Origin of the sequence: Rhodococcus sp. BP-349, assembly GCF_019835845.1 — a bacterium.
Classification (GTDB): Bacteria; Actinomycetota; Actinomycetes; order Mycobacteriales; family Mycobacteriaceae; genus Rhodococcoides.
In genome coordinates this window covers 67,361-92,024 of record NZ_JABUDR010000002.1, presented here as the reverse complement: position 1 = coordinate 92,024, position 24,664 = coordinate 67,361, and the positions used below count along the sequence as shown (strand labels likewise).

The window sequence follows — 24,664 nt, the reverse complement described above, 5'->3', positions numbered from 1 at the left end:
CGGTGGATCCGATCCATGACCGCGCTCTGTCGCGAATGATCGAATGATCAGCCATCGAAAGGACCCGATGATGAACGACGATCCAGGACCCGTCGTCCTGCAGGCGCGCGACGTCTCGTTCGACTGGGACGACATGCGGATGCATTACATGGACGACGATCCCCTCGCCACGCATCTCATGAACGTCATGCACCTGTTCCTCCCTGAGGGTGAGGAGTGGTTCGTGCGAGTCTTCAAGGAAGCTTTGCCGCTCATCCACGACGAGAAGCTGCGCGCCGACGTCATCGGATTCATCGGCCAGGAGGCCATGCACGCGCAAGCGCACGCCGGCATCCACACGTATCTGGCCGATCAGGGCTTGGATCCGTCGCCGTACGTGAAGCACATGGAGTACGTGTTCCGCGTCGCGCTGGACAAGCGGCCGACGAACACGAGAAACAGTCTGGTGGAGCGGATCGCTCTCATCGCGGCGATCGAGCACCTCACGTCGTTCCTCGGTATGTGGGTGTTGACCGAGAAGGGTCTCGACGCCGCCGACGTGGATCCCCGCATGCTGGACCTCGTGCGATGGCACGGTGCCGAGGAGGTCGAGCATCGCGCAGTGGCCTACGACGTGCTGCAGTACTTCGACACACGCCGATTCCGGCGAATCCGTACCTATCTCATGGTCGCGCCCACCGTCGTGACGATGTGGGGTCGCGGTCTCAGCTACCTGATGAAGAACGACCCGACTCTGACGGACGACCAGCGCAAGTACTCGCTGAAGCAGCTGAGAGCGGTCACGCAGCGCGGTCTGTTCCCCACCGCCTCGGCTGTCGGCAAGGCGTCCGTGCGGTACCTACGTAAGGACTACCACCCGTCCAAGGAGGGATCCACCTCCTTGGCAGTCGCCTATCTCGCCACCTCTCCGGCGGCGAGGGCCGCGACAGTCTGATGCGCGATCGCACGTTCGTACGAGCCATCGCGGCCGTACGCGAGTACCGCGCGTCCCGCACGATCCCCGAGGATCTGTTCGGCAAGGGCGGCATGGACGAATCGCTCGCCCAGATCACGGACGGGTTGGACAAGGTGTTCGCGTTCCTGGACCACGCGAAGTACAAGGCTCGCGCGGCGCCGATCCAGACGCGGACGCACACGATGGCCGTGTCCGAGCGGTTCACCCTGTGTCGAGACGAGAACGTCGTCGGGCTGACGCTGCGCCGAGTCGACGGTGGCGACGTTCCGCCGTGGCACCCGGGCAGTCACCTCGACCTCGTCCTGCCCTCCGGGCGACGTCGCCAGTACTCGCTGTGCGGTGACCCGCTGGAGAAGGACGCCTACTCCATCGCGGTGCGGCTCGTGCCGGACGGCGGCGGTGGCTCGGCCGAGATGCACACCCTGACGGTGGGCGACGAACTGTCGGTCACCGGCCCCCGCAACGCTTTTCCGTTCTACGCGTCCGGATCCGCGTTGTTCGTCGCCGGCGGCATCGGCATCACCGCGATCATCCCGATGGTGCGCCGTGCCCGGGCTCTCGGCATGGACTGGCACCTCGTCTACAGCGGACGCTCGCGGCAGTCGATGCCCTTCCTCGACGAGGTGTCCACCTGGGAGCAGGAGCGTGTGACGGTCCGGACCGACGATGTCGACGGCCTGCCCACCGCTGCAGATCTCCTACGCCATGCTCCGGACGGCGGCTCCGTCTACTGCTGTGGACCGCCGCCGATGCTGGCCCTGGTGCGGGCCGGGATCTCGGGTACCGCGGCGACACGCCTGCACTACGAGCGGTTCTCCCCGCCACCCGTCGTCGCCGGGTCCCCGTTCACTGTGGAGCTCGCGTCGTCCGGGACGGTGGTGGACGTCGCTGCGGACCGGACGGCACTCGACGTGATTCGCGAGGTCGTCCCCGGTGTGCCGTACTCGTGCCGTCAGGGCTTCTGCGGGACCTGCAAGGTGAAGGTTCTCGCGGGCCGCCCCGAGCATCGCGACCGGCGGTTGGCCGACGGCGAGCGCGAGGATCACATGTTGATCTGTGTGTCGCGGTCGGCGGGGGAGCGTCTGACGCTCGATCTGTGACGCGCGGAGCCCCCGTACCCACGAATTGAGCCGTGGAACACGAGAAAAGTCCGTCTCCGACGCAATGAGGGGCCGTTTCGGGTGTCGACGTGAGCCGCGACCCGCGCTTTACCGGTACGATGGACCGGTAAAGACCACCGAGCGCGAGGGGCATGTGTCCCCGAGCGCATTTTTTCGGGTCGAGGTCCTCTGCCGTCCTCACCGACCGTGGTGAGTGTCGGGGGAGCGTAGTCGAGAAGGAGAACAGCTGACCGTGGCTGACCCCAAGGCAGGCAAGAGCGACAAGCCGAAGGAATACGACGCGTCGTCGATCACCGTCCTCGAAGGACTCGAGGCGGTGCGCAAGCGACCCGGTATGTACATCGGTTCCACCGGTGAGCGCGGCCTGCACCACCTGATCTGGGAGGTCGTCGACAACTCCGTCGACGAGGCCATGGCCGGCCATGCCACCACGGTGGAGGTCACACTCCTCGCCGACGGCGGCGTGCGCGTCGTGGACGACGGTCGCGGCATCCCCGTCGGTATGCACTCGTCGGGCATCCCGACCATCGAGGTCGTCATGACCCAGCTGCACGCGGGCGGCAAGTTCGACTCCGACTCCTACGCGGTGTCCGGTGGTCTGCACGGCGTCGGCATCTCCGTGGTCAACGCCCTGTCGACGACGCTGCTCGCGCAGGTCGACAACGACGGCTTCCACTGGGAGCAGACCTACACGAGGTCCGTCCCCGGCGAACTGATCAAGGGTGAGCCGACGAAGCGCACCGGTACGGCGATCTCGTTCTGGCCGGACGCCGGCATCTTCGAGGAGACGGTCTTCAAGTTCGACACGGTCGCTCGTCGCCTGCAGGAGATGGCGTTCCTGAACAAGGGGCTCACCATCGTCCTCACCGACGAGCGCGCCTCGGACATCGAGCGCATCGCCGACGAGGCCTCCGAGAGCGAACTCGCCGAGAGCCCGAGAGCAGAGCCCGTGGAGCCGTCGTCCGCGCCGGCCAAGATCAAGACCCGGACCTACCACTACCCCGGTGGACTCGAGGACTACGTCCGGTACATCAACAAGCCGCCGTCCAAGGCGCCGATCCACCCGTCGGTCGTCGGATTCTCGGCCAAGGGAACCGGTCACGAACTCGAGATCGCGATGCAGTGGAACGGGACGTACACCGAGTCCGTGCACACGTTCGCCAACACGATCAACACGCACGAGGGCGGCACGCACGAGGAGGGGTTCCGCTCCGCGCTGACCAACGTCGTGAAGAAGTATGCGACCGAGAAGAAACTGGTGAAGGAGAAGGACGGCATCCTCACGGGCGACGACATCCGTGAAGGTCTGTCCGCGATCATCTCCGTCAAGGTCGGTGAGCCCCAGTTCGAGGGTCAGACGAAGACCAAGCTGGGCAACACCGAGGTGAAGTCGTTCGTGCAGAAGGCCGCTGGTGAACATCTGACCCACTGGTTCGAGGCGAACCCGGCCGAGGCCAAGCTCATCATCTCGAAGGCCGTCGCCTCGATGCAGGCACGTACGGCGGCACGCCGTGCCCGAGATCTGGTGCGGCGCAAGAGCGCCACGGACATCGGCGGACTGCCCGGCAAGCTCGCGGACTGCCGCTCCAACGATCCGTCGAAGTGCGAGATCTACATCGTGGAGGGCGACTCGGCCGGCGGCTCCGCCAAGTCCGGGCGCGACTCGATGTATCAGGCCATTCTTCCGTTGCGCGGCAAGATCATCAACGTCGAGAAGGCGCGCATCGACCGTGTTCTGAAGAACACCGAAGTCCAGTCGATCATCACGGCCTTCGGTACCGGCATCCACGACGAGTTCGACATCGCCAAGCTGCGTTACCACAAGATCGTGTTGATGGCCGACGCCGACGTCGACGGTCAGCACATCTCGACTCTGTTGCTCACCTTGCTCTTTCGCTTCATGCGACCCCTCGTCGAGCACGGCTACGTGTACCTGGCCATGCCGCCGCTGTACAAGCTCAAGTGGCAGCGAGGCGTGGACCCCGAGTTCGCCTACTCCGATCGCGAACGCGACGGACTGATCGAGGCCGGGCTCGCCGCCGGCCGGAAGATCAACAAGGACGACGGCATCCAGCGCTACAAAGGCCTGGGTGAGATGAACGCGAAGGAACTGTGGGAGACCACGATGGATCCGAGCGTGCGCGTGCTGCGTCAGGTGACGCTGGACGACGCTGCCGCCGCCGACGAGCTCTTCTCCATCCTCATGGGTGAGGACGTCGAGGCACGCCGCAGCTTCATCACCCGTAATGCCAAGGACGTTCGTTTCCTCGACGTATAGGCGCTCCGCGCCTCGGGCGCCGCGCTAGGAGAATGCAATGACAGACACCACCCTGCCCCCCACGGGCGGCGACGGACCGACGTCCGACCGCATCGAGCTGGTCGACATCCAGCAGGAGATGCAGAACAGCTACATCGACTACGCGATGAGCGTCATCGTCGGTCGAGCTCTGCCGGAGGTGCGCGACGGTCTCAAGCCCGTACATCGTCGCGTGCTGTACGCCATGTTCGACAACGGATATCGGCCCGATCGCGGATACGTGAAGTCGGCTCGTCCAGTGGCCGAGACCATGGGCAATTACCACCCCCACGGAGACAGCTCCATCTACGACACCCTCGTACGCATGGCACAGCCGTGGTCCCTGCGCTATCCGCTGGTCGACGGTCAGGGCAACTTCGGTTCCCGCGGCAACGACGGCCCGGCTGCCATGCGGTACACCGAATGTCGGCTCACTCCTCTCGCGATGCAGATGCTCGCGGACATCGAGGAGGAGACCGTCGACTTCATCGCGAACTACGACGGCCGCACCCTCGAGCCGACCGTGCTGCCCGCGCGGTTCCCCAACCTGCTCGCCAACGGCAGCGGCGGCATCGCTGTCGGCATGGCCACCAACGTTCCGCCGCACAACCTTCGGGAGCTCGCCGAGGGCGTGTACTGGATGTTGGACAACTACGAGGCCAGTGAAGAGATCGCTCTCGAGGCGATGATCGAGCGGATCAAGGGCCCGGACTTCCCCACCCACGGCCTCATCGTCGGATCGCAGGGTATCGAGGACGCGTACCGGACCGGTCGCGGATCGATCCGGATGCGCGGCGTGGTCGACATCGAGGAGGGTGAGCGCGGCGGCACGCAGATAGTCGTCACCGAGCTGCCGTTCCAGGTGAACCCGGACAACATGATCGCCTCGATCGCCGAGCAGCTCAAGGACGGCCGCATCGCCGGCATCTCCGACATCGAGGACCAGTCGTCCGACCGTGTCGGCATGCGCATCGTCATCAAGCTGCGTCGCGACGCCGTGGCGAAAGTGGTGCTGAACAACCTCTACAAGCACAGCCAGTTGCAGACCAGCTTCGGTGCCAACATGCTCTCGATCGTCGACGGCGTTCCGCGCACCCTGCGGATCGACCAGATGATCAAGCTGTACGTGACGCATCAGCTCGACGTGATCGTCCGTCGTACGCGGTACCGGTTGCGCAAGGCCGAGGAGCGGGCCCACATCCTGCGCGGTCTGGTGAAGGCGCTCGACGCCCTCGACGAGGTCATCGCATTGATCCGCCGGTCCGCCGACGCGGACGTGGCACGCCAGGGTCTGATGGACCTTCTCGATGTCGATCAGATTCAGGCCGACGCCATCCTCGCGATGCAGCTGCGCCGTCTCGCCGCCCTCGAACGGCAGCGCATCGTCGACGAGCTCGCCGCGATCGAGATCGAGATCGCGGACCTGCAGGACATCCTCGACCGTCCGGAGCGCCAGCGTGACATCGTGCGCTCCGAGCTGAAGGAGATCGTCGACAAGTTCGGCGACGATCGGCGTACCCGGATCATCGCGGCCGACGGCGACGTGAGTGACGAGGATCTGATCGCGCGCGAGAACGTCGTGGTCACCATCACCGAGACGGGGTACGCCAAGCGCACGCGGACCGATCTCTACCGCTCGCAGAAGCGCGGCGGCAAGGGTGTGCAGGGCGCGGGTCTCAAGCAGGACGACATCGTCAGCAAGTTCTTCGTCTGCTCGACGCACGACTGGATCCTGTTCTTCACCACGAAGGGTCGGGTCTACCGGGCGAAGGCGTACGAGCTTCCCGAGGCCAACCGCACGGCCCGCGGACAGCACGTCGCAAACCTGTTGGCCTTCCAGCCGGACGAGCGCATCGCGCAGATCATCCAGATCAAGACCTACGACGACGCGCCCTACCTGGTGCTCGCGACGAAGGCCGGTCTGGTGAAGAAGTCCAAGCTCGCCGACTTCGACTCCAACCGTTCCGGTGGCATCGTCGCCGTCAACCTGCGCGGCGACGACGAGCTGGTCGGGGCAGTTCTCTGCACCAACTCCGACGACCTGCTGCTCGTCTCGGCGCAGGGACAGTCGATCCGGTTCTCGGCAACCGACGAGGTGCTGCGTCCGATGGGCCGCGCCACGTCGGGTGTCCAGGGCATGCGGTTCAACGGCGAGGACGCACTGCTGTCGCTGAACGTGGTCAAGGACGGCACGTACCTGCTGGTCGCCACATCCGGTGGCTACGCGAAGCGGACGGCGATGGAGGACTACCCCCCGCAGGGGCGCGGTGGCAAGGGCGTGCTGACGATTCAGTACGACCCGCGTCGTGGCACCCTGGTGGGAGCGCTCATCGTCGAGGACGACGACGAGCTCTACGCCATCACCTCGAGCGGCGGTGTCATCCGCACCGCGGCTCGGCAGGTTCGTAAGGCCGGCCGCCAGACCAAGGGCGTTCGCCTGATGAACCTCGGCGACGGTGACAACCTGCTGGCCATTGCACGCAACGCGGACGAGCCGGAGGACCTCGGGAACGCCGAGGCCGACGGATCCAAGGAGTCATGAGCGCAGTGAGTACTCCCGAACAGCCCGGGTCCACCGGAAACGGACGCCCCGCGCCGAGCACCACGTCCGACCGTCAGGCCCCACGGCCTGCCGGCGGACCCCCGGCACCTCGCCCGCCCGCGGCGTGGCCGCCTGCCCAGCAGGACGGCGCGCGCCAGGACGGGGTGCAGCAGGACTCCGCTCGGCAGGACCCTGCTCGGCAGGACCCCGGCCATCAGGGTCCCCGTCCGGCTCGGACACCGGACTCCCAGCAGGCCCCCGTACGCGAGCAGCAGCCACCTCAGCGTCAGCCGCAGACGAACCTGCAGAGTCGTCCCGCCCCGGGGGGTCGCACCCCAGATCAGGCCCGTCCGGACCAAGGGCAGGCGCGCACGTCCGTGCAGCCGGCCGCGCGGCCGACGGACGGCCAGGACCGTCCGCGCCAGGGACGTCCCGCCGAGGCCACGGCCAAGGCGGCGGTCATCGACGGGCCGACGCGCAACATCGCGCGGAACGACCTGCCCACCGACATGCCGGATCTCTCGACGGTCCGTCATCCGCAGCAGGAGGACCAGCGCGCCGAGCGCGCCACCCCGATGATGACGGCGCGGCCGTCGGAGTCGGGTGAGCCGTTGCGGGCGACCGTTCAGGTGCGCAAGATCGACCCGTGGTCGATGCTGAAGCTGTCGCTCGTGATCTCCGTGTCGTTGTTCTTCGTCTGGATGGTCGCCGTCGGCCTGCTGTACATGGTGTTGGACGGTATGGGCGTGTGGGATCGACTGAACAACGCGTTCTCCGACATCGTCGCCACCTCCGGTGAGTCCGGGCTGGTGTCGGCCGGGCAGATCTTCGGGTATGCCGCGGTCATCGGTCTCATCAACGTGGTGCTGTTCACCGCGCTGACGACCATCGGCACGTTCATCTACAACCTGTGCTCCGATCTCGTCGGCGGCCTGGAAGTGACGTTGGCGGACCGGGACTGACCCGTCGCACACCGGCGTTTTGGTCTCGCGCCGTGTGTGCGGTAATCTCGTTCCTCGGTCAGCACAGCGCGTTCCACCGTGCTCTGCGGGCCGAGTGCGGGCCTATAGCTCAGGCGGTTAGAGCGCTTCCCTGATAAGGAAGAGGTCGGAGGTTCAAGTCCTCCTAGGCCCACGAACGAGAGCGAGAAAGGAAGTCCGTGAGGATTCTGATCCCCGCCCTCGTGACGTCGGTTCTCGTTGCCGTCACCGTCCGCGCGATTCGCGTGGAGAGCACCCGGTGGCATCGACTTCCGGACGTCGATCAGGGGCCTTAGCTCAGTTGGTAGAGCGCTGCCTTTGCAAGGCAGATGTCAGGAGTTCGAATCTCCTAGGCTCCACAGTGTCGACAACACCCTGCTCCGCGTGCCGGAGCAGGGTTTTCTCGTCTCTGGACATGTCACCATGCCCACCGGCGATGCTTCGTCCACCACTGTGCCCGTCATCGTCGATACTTGACGCGTGAACTCCGGACGAGGAACAGAAGCGAGCACCGCGATGGTGGTCTATCTCTGCCCCACCGCTGTTCTCTTCATCGCCGGGGCCGTCGCGTTCTCGGGCACCACCACCGGGACCGTCGTCATGGTCCTCGCCGCATGCCTTCAACTTCTCGGTGCTGCCGTCCTGTACTTCGGCCCCCGCCCCACCTCGCCTCGCACGTTGGGCATCGTGACGGGCGGCGCCGTCGCGTCCCTGTGCGCGATGTTCCTGACGTCGGACGGTCCGGTGGCGTACCTGCTGCTGAGCCAGGCGGCGATGTTCCTGGGCATGCAGCTCGCGGGGTACTGGAGCGAACGAGGCGGCTGGGTGTGGGTCAGCGTCCTGACGGTGGGGTCCGTGGTAGCAGCCGCGCTGTCGCCGTCGAGCATGCCGACGGTCGCCTACGTCCTCACGGCGCTGGGCATCGTGGCCGCCGCGGAGTTCTTCGGCTCCCACTCGCGGCGCATGCGGCACTCGGCGTCACGCGATGCCCTGACCGGCCTCCTCAATCGCCAGGGCCTCGAGGGTCGCGTCGAGAAGCTTCTCCCGGTTTTCGCCTCCCGTGGGTTGCCGGTGAGCATGGCGGTGCTCGATCTCGACAACTTCAAGACCGTGAACGACATCTACGGGCACATCGCCGGCGACGTGTTGCTCGAGCGGGTCTCGGCGGCGTGGCGCGGTCAGTTGCGGAAGGGCGACGTCCTCGGACGTCTCGGCGGCGACGAGTTCGTGCTGTTCATGCCGGGGACGGGTGAGAGCGAGGCGGCGACACTTCTGGAGCGGCTGCGGTCAGCGCATTCGGCCGAGTGGAGCGTCGGCCTCGTCTGCATGCCCACCGTGCGCAAGTGGTCGGAGATCTACCGAGCCGCGGATGCAGAGCTCTACAAGGCGAAGCGCAGCCGCGGCGCCCAACAGATGTCCACGCCGGTGCCCAGGGCCGTCATCGAGGACCACGGAGTGCCCGCCGACCGCCGCTGACCACTCGATCCCCGGGCTGTGGACGGGGAAGGTCGGTCCGGTCGCCCGTTCTGGTCGACTGACCGCTCGACGAGGCGGCCACCACGTGCCGTCTCGGGAGTGACGGGGGTCGGCGTGAGCGAGTCTGTGGTGTGGACAGCACCGGACATGTGGAGCATGCACACGAGGCTGGTGTCCACGAGGACCCGCCTGCGAGTGCTGATCGATCGGGTGGCCGCGGCCGGGCCACTGCAGGGGTGGGAGGGACCGGCCGCGGACGCTGCTCGGTCGGTCCTCGGGGGGACGGTGGCGGACCTCTCCACGCGAGCGGACGTGTTGGGGCGGATCGCGGACGTCCTCGCTCGTGCCGGTGACGACCGCTCGGCTCTGTCGCGATGGGATCCAGCGGATCGCACGGGCGCGCTCGTCGAACTCGATCGCACGGTCGCGGAGGATCTGACCAGAGCAGGCGGTGACGAGTCGGCGGGGCCGGCGCCCACACGAGCCGCGGCGGTGCTCGACACGGTCGATCGGGCGCGGATGGCCGAGGACCGTGAGCGCCTCGTCGTCGCCGAGCGGGACCTGTCCGCGCGACTCGACGACACCGCGTTCGGCGGCGCGTTCTCGAACCTGGACGCGGGGCTCGCCGAGACGAGGCAGCGCCTGGCGGACCTCGACGCGCTGATCGAGGTGCTCGCGCGTCCGGAGCGCCGCCTCGTGCACTACGAGGCGGGTTCGCGCCGCACCCTGGCGGCGGTGTCCGTCGGCGACCTCGACGGCGCGGACCGAGTGGCGGTCATGGTTCCAGGCGCCGGGACCACGGTGGAGGCGTCCGTCGCGCGACACGACGGCGAGACGGCGGCACTCGTCGCCGAGGCGGGTGCGCTCGCGCCCGGCTCGGTCACCGCGGGTGTGTCGTGGCTCGGATACGAAGCGCCGCAATGGAACACGGAGCTCATCGAGCCGGGGCGCAGCGTGGCCTCGACCGCACCGGCCGCGGTCGGGGCGTCCGCACTCGTCGACGTTCTCGACGCGCTCGGCGACCGGCGGCACGGTGATCCCGCCCCGGAGGTGACGGTGGTGGCGCATTCCTACGGCACCGTCGTCGCGGCGCAGGCCATCGCGGCCGGTGCCCCCGTCGACGCAGTGGTGGTGATGGGATCACCCGGATGGAGCGACCGTGCCGCTGCAGCCGCGCCGGGTCCGGTGCACGTGGCCGAGGCGGCGTGGGACCCGGTCGCCGACCTGGGATGGTTCGGACCCGATCCCAGCGAGCGACCCGAGACCGAGGCACTCGACACCGCGGGCACCGTGGGCCACGCCGACTACCTGGAGCCGGGAAGCGTGTCGGCTCGGGCCGTGGCCGAGGTGGTGGCCGGACGGCCGAGCCCGCCTGCCGCGCGGACCGTGGACCTCGCCGACGTGGCGCGGTTCGTGCTGGGGATGCTCTGACGGGCGGAGCAGTGTCAGGGCGCCCGGTGACCGTTGGTCGTCGGGGTGCCCAGGCTCGGCGGCTCGGCGGCGGGAGGGGGCAGCTCGGTGCGACGTGATCGAGAGAACGCCACGGCACCGGCCCCGAGGAGTACGAGCAGTCCGAGCACGCCGGCGCGGCGGCCGGGAACGAAGCGACGGCGCCGTACGGGTGCCACCGCACGTACGGGTGCCGGACGAGCGGCACGCTGCTGGGCGCGCCGTGACCGGAGGACCGACACCCCCTTGCGAGTGACGACGAAACCTGTTGCTGCGGGGCCCTTCGCGAGCGTGAGGGCGGTGTCACGGGCGATGCCGAGCGCCTTCTTGGCGGTGGCACTGTCGGGTGTTGACGTCATCCGTTCACCCTTGCACATTCCCCGGGTGGCACGATGGACGTTGTGACCTCACCTCTACAGACTCAGACCGCGACCCTGCACACGAATCACGGCGACATCGTGATCGCCCTCTTCGGCAACCACGCGCCGAAGACGGTCGAGAACTTCGTCGGTCTCGCGCAGGGCACCAAGGACTACAGCACGAAGAACGCGTCGGGCACCTCCGAGGGACCCTTCTACGACGGCGCGATCTTCCACCGCGTCATCGCGGGCTTCATGCTCCAGGGTGGTGACCCCACCGGCACCGGCACGGGCGGTCCCGGATACAAGTTCGACGACGAGTTCCACCCTGAGCTGTCGTTCGACCGTCCGTACCTGCTCGCCATGGCGAATGCGGGCCCCGGAACCAACGGCTCGCAGTTCTTCATCACCGTCGGCCCGACGCCGCACCTGAACCGTCGCCACAGCATCTTCGGCGAGGTCATCGATCCCGCGTCGCAGAAGGTCGTCGACGAGATCGGCTCGGCAGCGACCGGCCGCGGAGATCGCCCCGTGAAGGACGTCACGATCGAATCCGTCACCATTGCCTGATCCGACCGAGGTGGTTCCCGCGTGGACACCCGTGACAGAAGCGGTGTGACGTGACAGGAACAGGATGGGGCGGCGCTCCGGTGCCGCCCCTCTCCACCTGCGTACGCCACCCCGATCGGCCCACCGGCCTGTCCTGCACCCGGTGCGAGCGACCGGCCTGCCCGGAATGCCTGCGGCCGGCTGCGGTGGGTCAACACTGCGTCGACTGCGTGGCGCAGGCAGCACGGTCCGTCCCGCGTGCTCGCACGATGGCCGGCGGCGTCAGCAGGACCGTCGCCACCCCCGTCGTCACCTACGCGGTGATGGCGCTCAATATTCTCGTGTTCGCCCTCACCGCCGCACAGTCCGGTGGCCTGGCGAACCAGTCGAGCTCGCTGTTCCGCAGCTGGCAGCTCGTCCCGCTCCTGGTGGCCGACGGCGACGTCGTCCGCATCCTGGGCAGCGGCTTCCTGCATTCCGGCATCGTGCACCTCGCCGTGAACATGTTCGCCCTGTACGTCATCGGCCGCGATTGCGAACTGGTGCTCGGGCGCTCGCGATACCTGGCCGTGTATCTCGTCGCCCTGCTCGGCGGGGCCGCGGCCGTGATGTGGCTGTCCAGCCCCCTGGTGGCCACGGTCGGAGCGTCGGGCGCCGTCTTCGGCCTGCTCGGTGCACAGGCCGTGATCCTCGTCCGATTGCGCCGCAGCCCCATCCCGGTGCTCGTCGTGATCGGGCTCAACGTGGTGCTGAGCATCGCGATCCCCGGCATCTCGCTGTGGGGGCACCTCGGTGGTCTCGCCGCCGGTGCCGCCGCCACGGCCGCGGTGCTGTTCGTCACCGGATCGGACGCCCGTCGGTCACGCCGGCTGGGGTGGTTCGGCATCGCCGGTGTCGGGCTGCTCGCTCTGGCGCTGATCGGTCTGCGTGCTGCGACGCTCGCGCCGACCTTCGTCGTGGGCTAGTCCCGCTGCGACCAGCCCGCGTCGACCCACCCGCGCAGTTCCAGAGTGTCGAACACGGCGCGCGGATCGGCGCCGAGGTCCCAGCGACCGAAGATGACCAGCCGCTCGTCGGCGCCGTCGGTCACGTCCATCTCCAGCATCGGAACCCGTCGACCGAGTCGTGGGTACGGGACGAGGCGGAGCGAGAGCACGTCGTCGCGCCCGTACTCGCGGGCTCCACGCAGAGTTCTGATGCGCAGGACGTCACCGTCGACGCTCAGCTTCGGGCGTTGTACCGCGGCCAGCGCAGCCAGTGCCAGGGCAGCCAGTGCCGCGAGTCCGATGAGCGCGCGGCCTGCCGGATCACCCGTCGTGGCGACGGCAGCGGCGGCGAGCGCGGCGGCTCCCACTCCCAGCGCGGCCACCGCGGCGAGGGGCGTGGACCACGACTGCGGTGTCTCGCGGCCACCTGTGGACAAGTTATCCACAGAAGTTATCCACAGTGTGGATGAACAACACGCGTGTAATTCTGGCGCGCATGGCGGTGGAATCCCCGGTCAACGCCATTTCATCGTCATGACGAGGCCGACGATCCAGAAACCGAAGCCGATGAGCAGGTTGTACGCACCCAGATCCGACATCCATCCGATGCTGTCCTGGGCGAGGTAGTACACGATGAGATACACCAGACCGAGCACCATGAAACCGAACATGACCGACAGATACAGAGTGCTCGACGGAGCAGCCTTGACCTTGACGGGCGTCCGCGACGCCGGGTCGATGGTGTAGTCGGGCTTCTTGCGGACCTTCGACTTGGGCATGGATGACCTCGAACTCTCGTGCCGGACTGCAGGCGGGCGGGGAGTGAGCCACGGTGGGGACGCTCACTGCTGACGTCCACGATAACCTGCAGCCGAGCTCCGACCCGTGCGGCATTAGTCTTGTGACATGCGCATCCTCGTCGTCGACAACTACGACAGCTTCGTGTTCAACCTGGTCCAGTACCTCGGCCAGCTGGGGACGCGGGCTCGGGTACTGCGTAACGACGACCCTGCGGTGCTCGATGTCGAGGCCGCGGTGTCGGAGGTCGACGGAGTGTTGCTCAGTCCCGGCCCCGGCACACCGCAGCGTGCCGGCGTCACCATGGAGATGGTGCAGGCGTGCGCATCATCGGGAACGCCCCTGCTGGGTGTGTGCCTCGGACACCAGGCCATCGGTGCGTCGTTCGGCGGCGTCGTCGAACGCGCACCGGAACTGCTGCACGGCAAGACGAGCGTGGTCCACCACTCCGGCGACGGCGTGCTGGCGGGCCTGCCGGATCCCTTCACCGCGACGCGGTATCACTCGTTGACAGTGCGGGAGGACACGATCCCGGACGACCTCGAGGTGACCGCGCGTACCGAGAGCGGCATCGTCATGGCGATGCGCCACCGGGAGCTGCCGATCCACGGCGTGCAGTTCCACCCCGAGTCGGTCATGACGCAGGGCGGTCATCGCATGCTCGCGAACTGGCTCGCCGTCTGCGGCGAGGCACCCGAGCCGGGCCTGGTGGCCGAGCTCGAGAGCGCCGCCCGCGTCTGAGCGCCGGGCGGCGTCGGGTCAGAGCCCGAACTTGCCGACGGTCAGGTTGACGCGCGCCGTCTTCGCGATGGCCGTGCCGGGCGCGACCGCCTGCTGCTGCACACGGTTGACCTGCGTGAGGTCGGAGGTCTGGACGTCGACCTGGTCGAGCTCGGCGACGGTGCCCTCCCAGCCGGCGGCGCGGAGGAGATCGACTGCCTGGACCGGGGTCTGGCCCACCAGGTCGGGAATCTCGAACTGCGATCCGTTCGACACCCGCACGACGACGGTGTCGCCGTCGGTGGCGTTGCTGCCGCCCGCGGGCGTCGTGGCGACCACCTCACCGGCCGGGAGCGTCGAGTCGACGTTCTGGCGGTCGACGAGGAAACCGGCACCCGCGATGTTGGGCTGGGCCACCTCGATGTTCTGACCGACCACGTCGGGAACCCGGACCTGTCGCGGTCCGGATCCGAGCGTGATGCGCACCGACGAGCCCTGAGCCATCGATGATCCGCGTGCCGGTTCCTGGCCGATGACCTTGTCGACGTCCGCACGAGACGATGCTGCGCGGCCGACCGACGGGTCGAGTGCGAGACCGGCCTGCACCAGTGCCTGTTCCGCAGCGCTCTGCGTCAGTCCTGCCAGCTGCGGGACCTGGATCTGTTCCGGCCCGGTGGACACCTCGAGCACGAGCGTGCTGTTCTCGTCGACCGTGGTGCCGGAGACGGGTCGTGTCCCGATGACGGAACCCTCGGGCACCGTCGCATCCGATCGTTGCTGGACGTCGACGCGGAAGCCGGCGTTCTCGAGGGTGGTGCGGGCGGCGTCCGCGGTCTGCGCGGACACGTCCGGGACGGTCACCGAACGAGCTTCCGCACCGGGTCCGAGATTCCAGAGGAAGACACCGACGATGCCGACGACCACGAGCGCGGCGAGCGCCATGACGGCGACGCGCAGACCCTTGCGCCGGGGTCGGTCCTCGTCGTCGTCCACGTCGGGATGTGCGTGGCGGGCGATCCGGCGAGGCTCGCCCGAGCTGTCGGACGCCGGCCGCGCGCCGGGTCGCGGCGCGTCCATCGAGCCGAGGATGGTGGTGCGATCCTCGTCGTTCATGACCATCGGCGCACTGGGCCGTTGACCGCCGAGGACCCGGATCAGATCGGTCCGCATGTCCGCAGCACTCTGGTACCGGTTGGCCGGGTTCTTGCTCATCGCCTTGAGGATGATCGAGTCCAGCTCACGCGGGATGTCCGGATTGACCGACGACGGCAGCCGCGGATCCTCCCGCACGTGCTGGTACGCGACCGCGACCGGGGAATCTCCTGTGAACGGCGGCTCGCCGGTCAGGATCTCGAACAGCACGCAGCCGAGCGAGTAGACGTCGGACCGCGCGTCGACCTGCTCGCCGCGAGCCTGCTCGGGCGACAGGTACTGGGCGGTGCCGATGACGGCAGCGGTCTGCGTCATCGGAGACGAACTGTCGGCGATGGCCCGCGCGATGCCGAAGTCCATGACCTTGACCGCACCGGCGCGGTTGATCATCACGTTGGCCGGTTTCACGTCGCGGTGCACGATGCCGTTGCGGTGGCTGAAATCGAGGGCGGCGCAGACGTCGGCGATGACCTCCATCGCGCGCTTGGGAGCCATCGGACCCTCGGCGCGGACGATGTCGCGCAGCGTGTCACCGTCGACGTACTCCATGACGATGTACGGCAGCGGACCCGTCTCGGTCTCGGCCTCACCCGTGTCGTACACCGCGACGATCGCCGGATGGTTCAGTGCCGCAGCATTCTGCGCTTCACGACGAAATCGCAGGTAGAACGTGGGATCGCGCGCGAGATCCTGACGCAACACCTTGATGGCCACGTCGCGATCGAGACGACCGTCCTTCGCGAGGTGGACCTCCGACATGCCACCGAAACCGAGGATCTCCCCGAGGTCGTACCGGGACGAGAGTTTGCGCGGTGTGGTCAACGCGATCCTCCCGGTGCGTAGTTGAACGGGTTCCCGTCGCCGTTGCCGTTACCGTTCCCGCCGCCCAGACCGGGGATGGTGAACAGCCCCCCGGCGGTCGTGGTGGTGGTCGTCGTGGGCTCGGTGGTCGTGGTGGTCGTCGTCGGTTCCGTCGTGGTGGTGGTGGTCGTGGTGGTGGTGGTGGTCGTCGTCGTCGTCGTGGGCTCGGTGGTGGTGGTCGTCGGCCGCGTGGTGGTGGTGGTCGGCTCCGTGGTGGGCGCAGCCGTGGTGGTCGAGGTGACGACCGGTGTCGAGCCGTTGCTCTCGGTGAAGACGAAGAGTCCGAACGCGACGACGGCGGCGAGGAGAAGCAGTCCGCCGGCAGCCCAGGCCAGTGCCTTCTGCCCGGGGGTCATGCCGGACGGGCGGTCCCGATCGGGTTCCGGTGCCCGCGGTGTGGCTGCAGCCGCGGCGGCGTAGCCGGTGGCGGAGGTGGTCATCATCCGGGTGCTGGACGGTCCACCGGCGGGCGGGATAACCCGACCGGTACCGGACGCCGTGCCCGGGGCGGGCGGGCGTCGGCCGGCGCGCACGGCGGCGACGGCGTCGGCGAACTCGCCGCCGTTCTCGTAGCGCGCGGCCGGGTCCTTCGTCATGGTGATCTCGATGAGTTCCCGCACCGGCTGCGGCAGATCGCCGGGAAGCGGCGGCGCGGCGTCCCGCACGTGCTTCATCGCGACTGTCAGCGCGCCGTCGCCGACGAACGGACGGGTCCCGCTGATGGCCTCGTAGCCCACGACGCCGAGCGAGTAGACGTCGGACGCGGAGGTCGCGTCCTGACCGAGCGCCTGTTCGGGTGCGATGTACTGCGCGGTGCCCATGACCATGCCGGTGCGGGTGACGGGCGAGGCGTCGACGGCCTTGGCGATGCCGAAGTCGGTGATCTTCACCGTCCCGTCGGGCGTGATCATGATGTTGCCCGGCTTGACGTCACGGTGGACGATGCCCGCGCGGTGAGCTGCCTGCAGCGCCCGACCGGTCTGCTCGAGCATGTCCAGAGCGTGGACCAGCGGAAGCCGACCCATGCGCGAGAGCACCGTGTTGAGGGGCTCGCCGATGACGAGCTCCATCACGAGATACGCGAGAGACTGCCCGTTGGCGTCCCGCACCTCGCCGTAGTCGTAGATGTTGGCGATGCCGGGATGGTTCAGCAGCGCGGTGGTCCGCGCCTCGACTCGGAACCGTTCGACGAACTCGGGATCGTCCGAGAACTCGGGCTTGAGGATCTTGACGGCGACGCGGCGATCGAGCCGGTTGTCCGTCGCTTCCCAGACCTGTCCCATTCCACCGGTCGCGATCAGTCGGAGCAGTCGGTAGCGGTCGGCGACCACTGCTCCGTTACCCAGGCCTCCACTCATGCGGGGCTCACCTCCCCTGCAATCCGGCGCCGAGCACTGCTCTCGCCACTGGTGCCGCGACGGACCCACCGGTGGCGGCGAGTGCGCGGTCACCACCGTTCTCGACGATGACCGCGATGGCGATCTTCGGGTCCTGCGCCGGCGCGAACGCGATGTACCAGGCGTGCGGAGGAGTGTTGCGCGGATCGCTGCCGTGCTCGGCCGTGCCGGTCTTCGACGCTATCTGCACACCCGCGATCTTGCCTTCGCCCCCGGAGTTGTTCTCCGAGCCGACCATCAGATCGGTGAGCGTGGACGCGACCTCGGGAGAGATCGACTGGCCCAGCGACGTGGGCTCGGTGGTGTCGAGGGTCGACAGATCCGGACCCTGCAGCTGGGCCACCATGTGCGGCGCCATCCGCACTCCGCCGTTCGCGATGGTGGCCGCGATCTCGGCGTTCTGCAGCGGAGTCAGTGCGACGTCGCGCTGGCCGATGCTGCTCTGACCGAGGGCGGCGTCATCGGGGATCTCCCCGACGGTGCTGTCGGCCACCGGGATCGGCACGGCCTGGTTCGCCTCGCCGATGCCGAACGCCGACGCGGCGTTCTTGACGTTCTGGGTGCCCGCGTCGATACCGAGTTCCACGAAGGCGGTGTTGCACGAGCGCGCGAACGCCTCGCGCAACGATGCGGTGGCGCCGCCGCCGCACGTGGAGCCGTTGTAGTTCTCGAGCGTCGTCGACGTGTCGGGCAGCGTGATGGTCGGCGCCGCCGTCAGCTGGGTGTCCGGGGTGGATCCGGCCGCCAGTGCCGCCGCGGTGACGACCACCTTGAACGTCGATCCCGGCGGGTAGGTCTGCGAGACCGCGCGGTTGACCAGGGGCTCACCCGGATCGCTGCTCAGTCGCTCCCACGCCTGCGTCGACGTCTCGCCGTCGTGCGTCGCCAGCTCGTTCGGGTCGTAGCTCGGCGTGCTGACCATCGTCAGGATCTTGCCGGTGGACGGCTCGATGGCCACGACGGAGCCGGTGTAGCCCTTCGAGGTCAACTGGTCGTAGGCGACCTGCTGCATGACCGGATCGATGGTGGTGACGACGTTGCCGCCGCGGGGATCGCGGCCGGAGAGAAGGTCGAAGAACCGCTTGCCGAACAGTCGGTTGTCCGAGCCGTTCAACACCGCGTCCTCGGACCGCTCGAGGGCGGTGCTCGAGTACAGCATCGAGTAGAAGCCGGTGACCGGCGCGTTGGCGGCCGGGCTGGACGGTGCGGCGGGATTGGCCGGGTACGTCCGCAGGTACTTGTAGCGATCGTCCGTCGCGACGGAGGCGGCGAGCACCTGGCCGCCGCTCGAGATCTGCCCACGCTGGCGTGCGTACTCGTCGAGCAGCACCCGCGAGTTCCGCGGATCCGTTCGGAGATCGTCCGCCTTGATGACCTGGACGTACGTCGCGTTGGCCAGCAGGACGACGATCATGGCCATGACGCCTATGGCGACTCTGCGCAGAGGTGTGTTCACGGGCGCTTCACCACCTCGGTGGGAGCGTCACCGATCGGAGCCGCCGGCCCGCGCTTCTGCGGCACGACGGGCGCCCGCGCGGCGTCCGAGATCTTGATCAGCAGGGCGACCAGAGCGTAGTTCGCGAGCAGCGAGGATCCTCCGTAGGACATGAACGGTGTGGTGAGACCGGTGAGCGGGATGAGCTTGGTGACGCCGCCGACCACGACGAACAACTGCACCGCGATGGTGACGGACAGCCCGGCGGCCAGCAGCTTGCCGAAGCTGTCGCGCACCGCGAGGGCGGTACGCAGCCCGCGCAGCACGAAGACGAGGTAGAGCATCAAGACGGCGGCCAGGCCGATGAGGCCGAGCTCCTCGCCGATGGTCGCGATGATGAAGTCGGTGCTCGCGAACGGCACCTGCGACGGCCTGCCACTGCCGAGCCCGGTGCCGCCCATGCCGCCGGTCGCGAGACCGAACAGCGACTGTGAGATCTGATAGCCCGTGTCGTTGTAGTCCGCGAACGGGTCGAGCCACGTGTCGGTACGGATCTTCACGTGCCCGAAGAACTGGTACGCGAGCAGGAAGCCGAGCAGGAGCAGCGCGACGCCCACGACGATCCAGCCGACGCGCTCGGTGGCGACGTAGATCATCACCAGGACCGTGCAGTAGATCAGCAGCGAGGTGCCGAGATCCTTCTCGAACACCAGGACGCCGATGGACACGATCCACGCGACGACGATGGGGCCGAGATCACGGGCGCGCGGGAAGTCCATGCCGAGCACGTGCTTGCCCGCGGTGGTGAAGAGCTCCCGCTTCGCCACCAGCACCGAGGCGAAGAAGATGAGCAGCAGGATCTTGGAGAACTCGCCGGGTTGAATGCTGAAGCCGGGCAGACGGATCCAAATCTTCGAACCGTTGACCTCGGACAACGACGAGGGCAGGACGGCAGGCAGGGCCAGGAACACCAGGCCGCCGAGGCCCAGGGTGTAGCCGTACCGCGCGAGAGTGCGGTAGTCGCGGACCAGCACGAGGACGGCGACGAACCCGGCGATGCCCAGTGCCGTCCACAGCACCTGCTGGGTGGCGTCCGCCGACGGCGTCTCGGCGCCGAGGTACACCGCCGACTGCTGCGCCGCGAGGTCGAGTCGATGGATGAGCACCAGTCCGAGCCCGTTCAGCATGGCGACGACCGGGAGCAGGAGCGGATCCGCGTGGGTGGCGAAGCGCCGGACCGCCGCGTGGGCGACCGCGAACATCGCGAGGTAGGCGAGGCCGTACTTCGCCAGGTCCCAGGTGATGGCCTGCTCCTGGCTCGCCTCGACGAGAACCAGCGACACCGTGGTGATGACCGCGGCGGCACCGAGCAGCGCCGCTTCGACACCGCGTTTCGTCGACTGCGGCGGGGCGGGGGCGAATCCACCGGGCGGGCTGGGGAACGAAGCGGACGACTGGCTGGGGGTGGGCCGGTTCGGGGTCGGCAGGTTCGAGGCGGACATCACGAACCCGTCCTGCAGGTCTGGCCCGCCACCAGCGTCGGCGTCGGTGCCGGGGTGGGCTCGATCGTGGTGGTCACGGGAGCCGCCGGATCGACGGGCACTGCCGGGTCCGGCACGGGCGGCGCCGCCGTGGGAGCGGGCGTGGCCTCGGGTGTCGGGCTCGGTGTGGTGGTGGCGCTCGCCGGCGGATCGCACGGGGGCAGCAGATCACCGGACGCGAGCCGCGCCACCTGGGTGCGTGCATCGTCGAGGGTGCCCGACGGCAGTCCCGAGCGCACCTGTTCGCGGGCCGAGGGCTGGAGATCGTCGACGCCGAGCACCGTGCAGTCGGCGTCGCCGGGAGCGCGCAGTTCGACCGTCGCGTCCGCACCGACTGTGGCCCCGTCGCGCACACAGCCGACCAGATCGACCTCCTGCAGCGAGAAGCCGAGCACGGAACCGGAGACTCCGCGCATCACGACCACACGGCCGTCGTCGGTTCCGACGTAGTAGTTGCGTTGCAGCAGTTGCCAACCCACGACGAGACCGATGACGAGGAGGGCGACCACGCCGAGGCCGGCCAACGACCACCGGAGCTTGTGCGACTTCTTCTCCGGCACGGGCGGCGGCGTCACGACGCGCTTCGGCGTGGTGCGGGGCGGACGCATGGCGGCGGCGCGCCCGGCGGCGGTGTCGGGCGGCGGCGCGTCCTCCTCGTCCGACATCGATGCTGCCCCGGCGAGAATGGGGTGCGACTGTCCGTAGTCCAGGTCGATGACGTCGGCGACGACGACGGTGACGTTGTCGGGGCCACCGCTGCGCAGCGCCAACTCGATGAGCCGGTCGGCGCACTCGTCGTTCTCACCCTCGCGGAGGGTGTCGGCGATGGTCTCACTGCTGACGACGTCGGACAGGCCGTCCGAGCACAGGAGATAGCGATCCCCGGCGCGGGCCTCCCGGACCGTGAGCGTCGGCTCGATCTCGTTCCCGGTCAGCGCGCGCATGATGAGCGATCGTTGCGGGTGCGAGTGCGCCTGCTCGGCGGTGATCCGGCCTTCGTCCACCAGGGACTGGACGAACGTGTCGTCCCGCGTGATCTGCGTCAGCTCGTCGTCGCGCAACAGATAGGCACGGGAGTCACCGATGTGGACGAGGCCGATCTTCCTGCCGCCGAACAGGATCGCGGTCAGCGTCGTACCCATGCCGTCGAGCTCGGGATCCTCCTCGACCTGCTCGGCGATGGTGGCGTTGCCCTCGCGCGTCGCGCGCTCGAGCTTGCCCAGGAGATCGGCTCCGGGCTCGTCGTCGTCGAGGTGGGCGAGCGCCGCGATCATGAGCTGGGAGGCGACCTCACCGGCAGCGTGCCCTCCCATGCCGTCGGCGAGGGCGAGCAGTCGGGCGCCGGCGTAGACGGAGTCCTCGTTGTTGGATCGCACGAGACCGCGATCGCTGCGCGCGGCATAACGGAGAACCAGTGTCACGGGCGCAGCTCGATCACGGTCTTGCCGACGCGGACCGGCGTGCCCAGCGGGACGCGCACCGCCGTCGTGACCTTGGCCCGGTCGAGGTAGGTGCCGTTGGTGGAGCCGAGGTCCTCGACGTACCAGTCACCTCCGCGCGGAGACAACCGCGCGTGACGCGTCGACGCGTAGTCGTCGGTGAGGACCAACGTCGAGTCGTCCGCACGACCCATGAGGACCGGCTGGGACCCGAGCGTGATGCGGGTACCGGCGAGTGAACCCTGCGTGACCACGAGCTGCTTCGCCACCTTCGCCTTGCGGCCCTGCAGCGACACCGGTGACTTACGGGACCGCGGTGCCACGCGCAGCCCGGAGGCCGCGTAGATGTCCGACCGCAGGGTGCGCAGCACTGCCCAGACGAACAACCACAGGATCAGGAGGAAGCCAGCTCGCGTGAGCTGCAGAATCAATCCCTGCACAGCGTGTCACCTCCTCGTGTCACCAGAAGCCGGGTCGCGGCTCTCTCGGTCGCCCGGGGACGTCCCGTCTCGGAGCATCATAAGGGCAGGCGCCGACGGCCGGTGTCGGCCGTCGGCGCCCGTCGCCGGTCCGAGCGCCTCAGACGATGCGAACCAGGATCTCCGAGTGTCCGGCGCGGACGATGTCTCCGTCCGCGAGCTGCCAGTCCTGGACCGGCGCACCGTTCACGGTCGTGCCGTTGGTGGAACCCAGGTCGGACAGCATCGCGACCCGGCCGTCCCAGCGGATCTCGAAGTGCCGACGCGAGACGCCGGTGTCGGGGAGCCGGAACTGGGCCTCCTGACCGCGTCCGACGACGTTGCCGCCCTCGCGCAGCTGGTAGTGCCGGCCACTGCCGTCCTCGAGCTGCAGAGTGGCGGCGAGCCCTCGGGACGCGGCGGGACGGTCGTAGTCGTCGCCGTCCGCGACCTGCTGGTATCCCTGTGTGGCCGGCTGGTCGTACGCCGCCGCAGCGCCGTAGGCCCGCGGCTGTGGGGACTGGCCGCCCTGGTCGTAGCCGCGCTGGTCGTAGTCGCCGTACGCCTGCTGACGGTCCTGACCGTGCTGATCCTGACCCGACCGGTCGTATCCGCCCTGGTCGTACCCGCGCTGGTCGTAGCCACCCTGGTCGTAGCCACCCTGGTCGTACCCGCGCTGGTCGTATCCGCCCTGGTCGTAGCCGCGCTGGTCGTATCCGCCCTGGTCGTATCCGCCCTGGTCGTAGCCGCGCTGGTCGTAGCCCTGCTGACCGTAGGCGCGAGGATCGGGCCCACCCTGGTCGTACGGCTGACGACCCTGACCACGCGGATCCGGCGCCGGCTGCCCGTAGGCCTGGCGGTCGTACGGCTGCTGAGCGGGAGGCTGCTGGCCGTAGGCGCGCGAGTCGTAGGGAGCGCGGTTCTGCGGCTGGCGTCCGTAACCCTGGTCGTAGCCGGCCTGGTCGTACCCCGACTGGCCGTAGCCCTGCTGGTCGTACCCCGCTTGGCCGTGACCCTGCTGGTCGTGACCCTGTCCGTACGGTGCGCGTCCGTATCCGCCCTGCTCCTGACCTGCAGGCGGCCGTCCGTAGCCGCGAGCGTCCTGCTCGGACTCGCCGTAGGCCCGCGGCGGGCGGATGCGGTTCTCCGCCGCCGGATCGACGCGTCCCGATGCCTCGGGGTCGTACGCCTCGGACGGGTACGCGCTGCCGTTGCGGGGCGCACGGGCAGCGACGCCCGATGCGGGCCGATCGTTGTCGCGGTCGGGCTCGTCGCCCTGGTTCTGAGTCCCTGAGTTCTGGGTCATGGGGCCGGCTCCTGATGTCGACGACGGTCGGTCTGTTGCAGTGGACTGGTGGGGTGACGCTGCCTGCTGGGGTGTGACTGCATGGTGGGGTGACGCGTCGGGATCGACGGTCCCCGAGGTGCGGAACTGTCCTGTGTGCAGTGTGGTGGACGGTTCGAATCGGACCACCACGCGCCCGTACGTCTGCCACCCCTGATCGGTGATGAAGTCCTGGAGGTGGCGCGAGAAGGCACGAGTGGTGAGGTCGTGGTCGGACGCGAGTCTGTCGTGGTCCGACGGGCTGATGGTGATGACGTAGGCGTTGGGAGCCAGCAGATGTCCGCCGTCGAGCGTGCGGACGGACATGGTGGCCTCCTGCTGGAGGGCCGCCTCGACCTCCTGCGGCACCACACCGCCACCGAAGACGCGAGCGAAGGCGTCACCGACAGCACTCTGCAGCTTTCTCTCGAATCGCTGAACCACTCCCACGACACCCTCCTTCTTCGTCTTCGTCGGTACTGCGTTCATTTCGGTCCTGCGTTCACTTCGGTGGTGCGGCCGTGCGTCGGGGACTCATGATGCTGGAACCGTCCCCGGGGCGTCCCTGTCGCCGACGTTCGCGCGGGCCGTGGGCCTCGCGTGTCCTTCCGCCGTGCGACTACCGATCCATGCTATACGTCCGGAACCGGTTCCCGGCCCCGGCTCGGCACCGGAAACCCGGACCGCCGGTATGGATTTCTGCCCGAGTGACGGGCCGTGTTAATCTCGTCCCGTCGCTCGGGCGAGTGGCGGAATGGCAGACGCGCTGGCTTCAGGTGCCAGTGTCCTTCGGGACGTGGGGGTTCAAGTCCCCCTTCGCCCACCA

At 68.3% G+C, this 24,664-nt stretch carries 20 protein-coding genes and 3 tRNA genes; 13 read left to right on the top strand and 10 right to left on the bottom strand.

Annotation, left to right across the window (positions count from 1 at the left end; translation table 11 throughout):
* Nucleotides 1-43: 43 nt before the first annotated feature.
* The 9 genes from HQ325_RS10855 to HQ325_RS10815 all read left to right on the top strand — a co-directional run bounded on the left by HQ325_RS10855 (nt 44) and on the right by HQ325_RS10815 (nt 10,801).
* Nucleotides 44-934: a metal-dependent hydrolase gene (locus HQ325_RS10855; RefSeq protein ID WP_222629394.1), complete on the top strand. Its 891-nt coding sequence runs from the start codon at nt 44-46 to the stop codon at nt 932-934.
* Complete coding sequence (locus tag HQ325_RS10850) at nt 934-2,055, top strand: PDR/VanB family oxidoreductase (RefSeq protein WP_222629392.1); 1,122 nt, start codon at nt 934-936, stop codon at nt 2,053-2,055. Before HQ325_RS10855 ends, HQ325_RS10850 begins: the two co-directional genes overlap by 1 nt.
* Nucleotides 2,056-2,308: 253 nt before the next feature.
* Nucleotides 2,309-4,354 carry a DNA topoisomerase (ATP-hydrolyzing) subunit B gene (gene gyrB, locus HQ325_RS10845; protein ID WP_222629390.1) on the top strand — a complete coding sequence of 682 codons (2,046 nt, stop codon included), beginning with the start codon at nt 2,309-2,311 and terminating at the stop codon, nt 4,352-4,354.
* Nucleotides 4,355-4,391: 37 nt separating this feature from the next.
* Complete coding sequence (gene gyrA / locus HQ325_RS10840; RefSeq protein ID WP_222629388.1) at nt 4,392-6,914, top strand: DNA gyrase subunit A; 2,523 nt, start codon at nt 4,392-4,394, stop codon at nt 6,912-6,914.
* Nucleotides 6,911-7,876, top strand: coding sequence for a DUF3566 domain-containing protein (locus HQ325_RS10835; protein ID WP_222629386.1), 966 nt, complete (start codon nt 6,911-6,913; stop codon nt 7,874-7,876). The genes gyrA and HQ325_RS10835 overlap by 4 nt, the downstream gene beginning before the upstream one ends.
* Before the next feature lie 98 nt (nt 7,877-7,974).
* Nucleotides 7,975-8,048 (top strand) — tRNA-Ile (locus HQ325_RS10830).
* Between the two features lie 132 nt (nt 8,049-8,180).
* A tRNA-Ala gene (locus tag HQ325_RS10825) sits at nt 8,181-8,253 on the top strand.
* Nucleotides 8,254-8,374: 121 nt separating this feature from the next.
* Complete coding sequence (locus tag HQ325_RS10820; RefSeq protein ID WP_308014529.1) at nt 8,375-9,370, top strand: GGDEF domain-containing protein; 996 nt, start codon at nt 8,375-8,377, stop codon at nt 9,368-9,370.
* A gap of 114 nt (nt 9,371-9,484) precedes the next feature.
* The gene (locus HQ325_RS10815; protein ID WP_222629385.1) at nt 9,485-10,801 is read left to right on the top strand and encodes an alpha/beta hydrolase; all 1,317 of its coding nucleotides are present in this window, start codon (nt 9,485-9,487) and stop codon (nt 10,799-10,801) included.
* A 14-nt stretch (nt 10,802-10,815) separates the two neighbouring features.
* Here HQ325_RS10815 and HQ325_RS10810 read toward each other — a convergent pair whose 3' ends face one another.
* Entirely contained in the window at nt 10,816-11,178 is a 363-nt protein-coding gene (locus HQ325_RS10810) for a hypothetical protein (RefSeq protein WP_222631161.1), read from the bottom strand.
* A gap of 33 nt (nt 11,179-11,211) precedes the next feature.
* On the opposite strand from HQ325_RS10810, the gene HQ325_RS10805 reads away from it, so the two are divergent.
* Together HQ325_RS10805 and HQ325_RS10800 are read left to right on the top strand one after the other, a co-directional pair.
* Nucleotides 11,212-11,748 carry a peptidylprolyl isomerase gene (locus HQ325_RS10805; RefSeq protein WP_222629383.1) on the top strand — a complete coding sequence of 179 codons (537 nt, stop codon included), beginning with the start codon at nt 11,212-11,214 and terminating at the stop codon, nt 11,746-11,748.
* Nucleotides 11,749-11,798: 50 nt separating this feature from the next.
* Nucleotides 11,799-12,692, top strand: coding sequence for a rhomboid family intramembrane serine protease (locus HQ325_RS10800; RefSeq protein ID WP_308014530.1), 894 nt, complete (start codon nt 11,799-11,801; stop codon nt 12,690-12,692).
* Here HQ325_RS10800 and HQ325_RS10795 read toward each other — a convergent pair.
* Together HQ325_RS10795 and crgA are read right to left on the bottom strand one after the other, a co-directional pair.
* On the bottom strand, nt 12,689-13,150 hold the full coding sequence (locus HQ325_RS10795) for a PH domain-containing protein (protein ID WP_222629381.1): 462 nt from the start codon (nt 13,148-13,150) through the stop codon (nt 12,689-12,691). The genes HQ325_RS10800 and HQ325_RS10795 overlap by 4 nt on opposite strands.
* Nucleotides 13,151-13,228: 78 nt before the next feature.
* Nucleotides 13,229-13,492 carry a cell division protein CrgA gene (gene crgA, locus HQ325_RS10790; protein ID WP_027505930.1) on the bottom strand — a complete coding sequence of 88 codons (264 nt, stop codon included), beginning with the start codon at nt 13,490-13,492 and terminating at the stop codon, nt 13,229-13,231.
* 127 nt (nt 13,493-13,619) lie between these two features.
* On the opposite strand from crgA, the gene HQ325_RS10785 reads away from it, so the two are divergent.
* Nucleotides 13,620-14,252 (top strand): aminodeoxychorismate/anthranilate synthase component II, encoded by a 633-nt coding sequence (locus HQ325_RS10785; protein WP_222629379.1) that lies wholly within the window; start codon nt 13,620-13,622, stop codon nt 14,250-14,252.
* 18 nt (nt 14,253-14,270) lie between these two features.
* Here the strand turns inward: HQ325_RS10785 and pknB are convergent, their stop codons facing one another.
* The 7 genes from pknB to HQ325_RS10750 form a co-directional block, all read right to left on the bottom strand.
* Entirely contained in the window at nt 14,271-16,205 is a 1,935-nt protein-coding gene (gene pknB, locus HQ325_RS10780) for a Stk1 family PASTA domain-containing Ser/Thr kinase (RefSeq protein WP_222629377.1), read from the bottom strand.
* Nucleotides 16,202-17,602, bottom strand: a complete 1,401-nt coding sequence (locus HQ325_RS10775; RefSeq protein ID WP_222629375.1) for a serine/threonine-protein kinase — start codon at nt 17,600-17,602, stop codon at nt 16,202-16,204. Before HQ325_RS10775 ends, pknB begins: the two co-directional genes overlap by 4 nt.
* Before the next feature lie 7 nt (nt 17,603-17,609).
* Nucleotides 17,610-19,097: a penicillin-binding transpeptidase domain-containing protein gene (locus HQ325_RS10770; protein WP_222629373.1), complete on the bottom strand. Its 1,488-nt coding sequence runs from the start codon at nt 19,095-19,097 to the stop codon at nt 17,610-17,612.
* Nucleotides 19,094-20,578, bottom strand: coding sequence for an FtsW/RodA/SpoVE family cell cycle protein (locus HQ325_RS10765; protein ID WP_222630940.1), 1,485 nt, complete (start codon nt 20,576-20,578; stop codon nt 19,094-19,096). The genes HQ325_RS10770 and HQ325_RS10765 overlap by 4 nt, the downstream gene beginning before the upstream one ends.
* Nucleotides 20,578-22,038 (bottom strand): PP2C family serine/threonine-protein phosphatase, encoded by a 1,461-nt coding sequence (locus HQ325_RS10760; RefSeq protein WP_222629370.1) that lies wholly within the window; start codon nt 22,036-22,038, stop codon nt 20,578-20,580. Before HQ325_RS10760 ends, HQ325_RS10765 begins: the two co-directional genes overlap by 1 nt.
* A complete protein-coding gene (locus tag HQ325_RS10755) occupies nt 22,035-22,496 on the bottom strand; it encodes an FHA domain-containing protein (protein WP_222629369.1) in 462 nt (153 codons plus the stop codon). The genes HQ325_RS10760 and HQ325_RS10755 overlap by 4 nt, the downstream gene beginning before the upstream one ends.
* A 139-nt stretch (nt 22,497-22,635) precedes the next feature.
* Nucleotides 22,636-24,288 carry an FhaA domain-containing protein gene (locus HQ325_RS10750; RefSeq protein WP_308014564.1) on the bottom strand — a complete coding sequence of 551 codons (1,653 nt, stop codon included), beginning with the start codon at nt 24,286-24,288 and terminating at the stop codon, nt 22,636-22,638.
* Between the two features lie 290 nt (nt 24,289-24,578).
* On the opposite strand from HQ325_RS10750, the gene HQ325_RS10745 reads away from it, so the two are divergent.
* Nucleotides 24,579-24,664, top strand: a tRNA-Leu gene (locus tag HQ325_RS10745).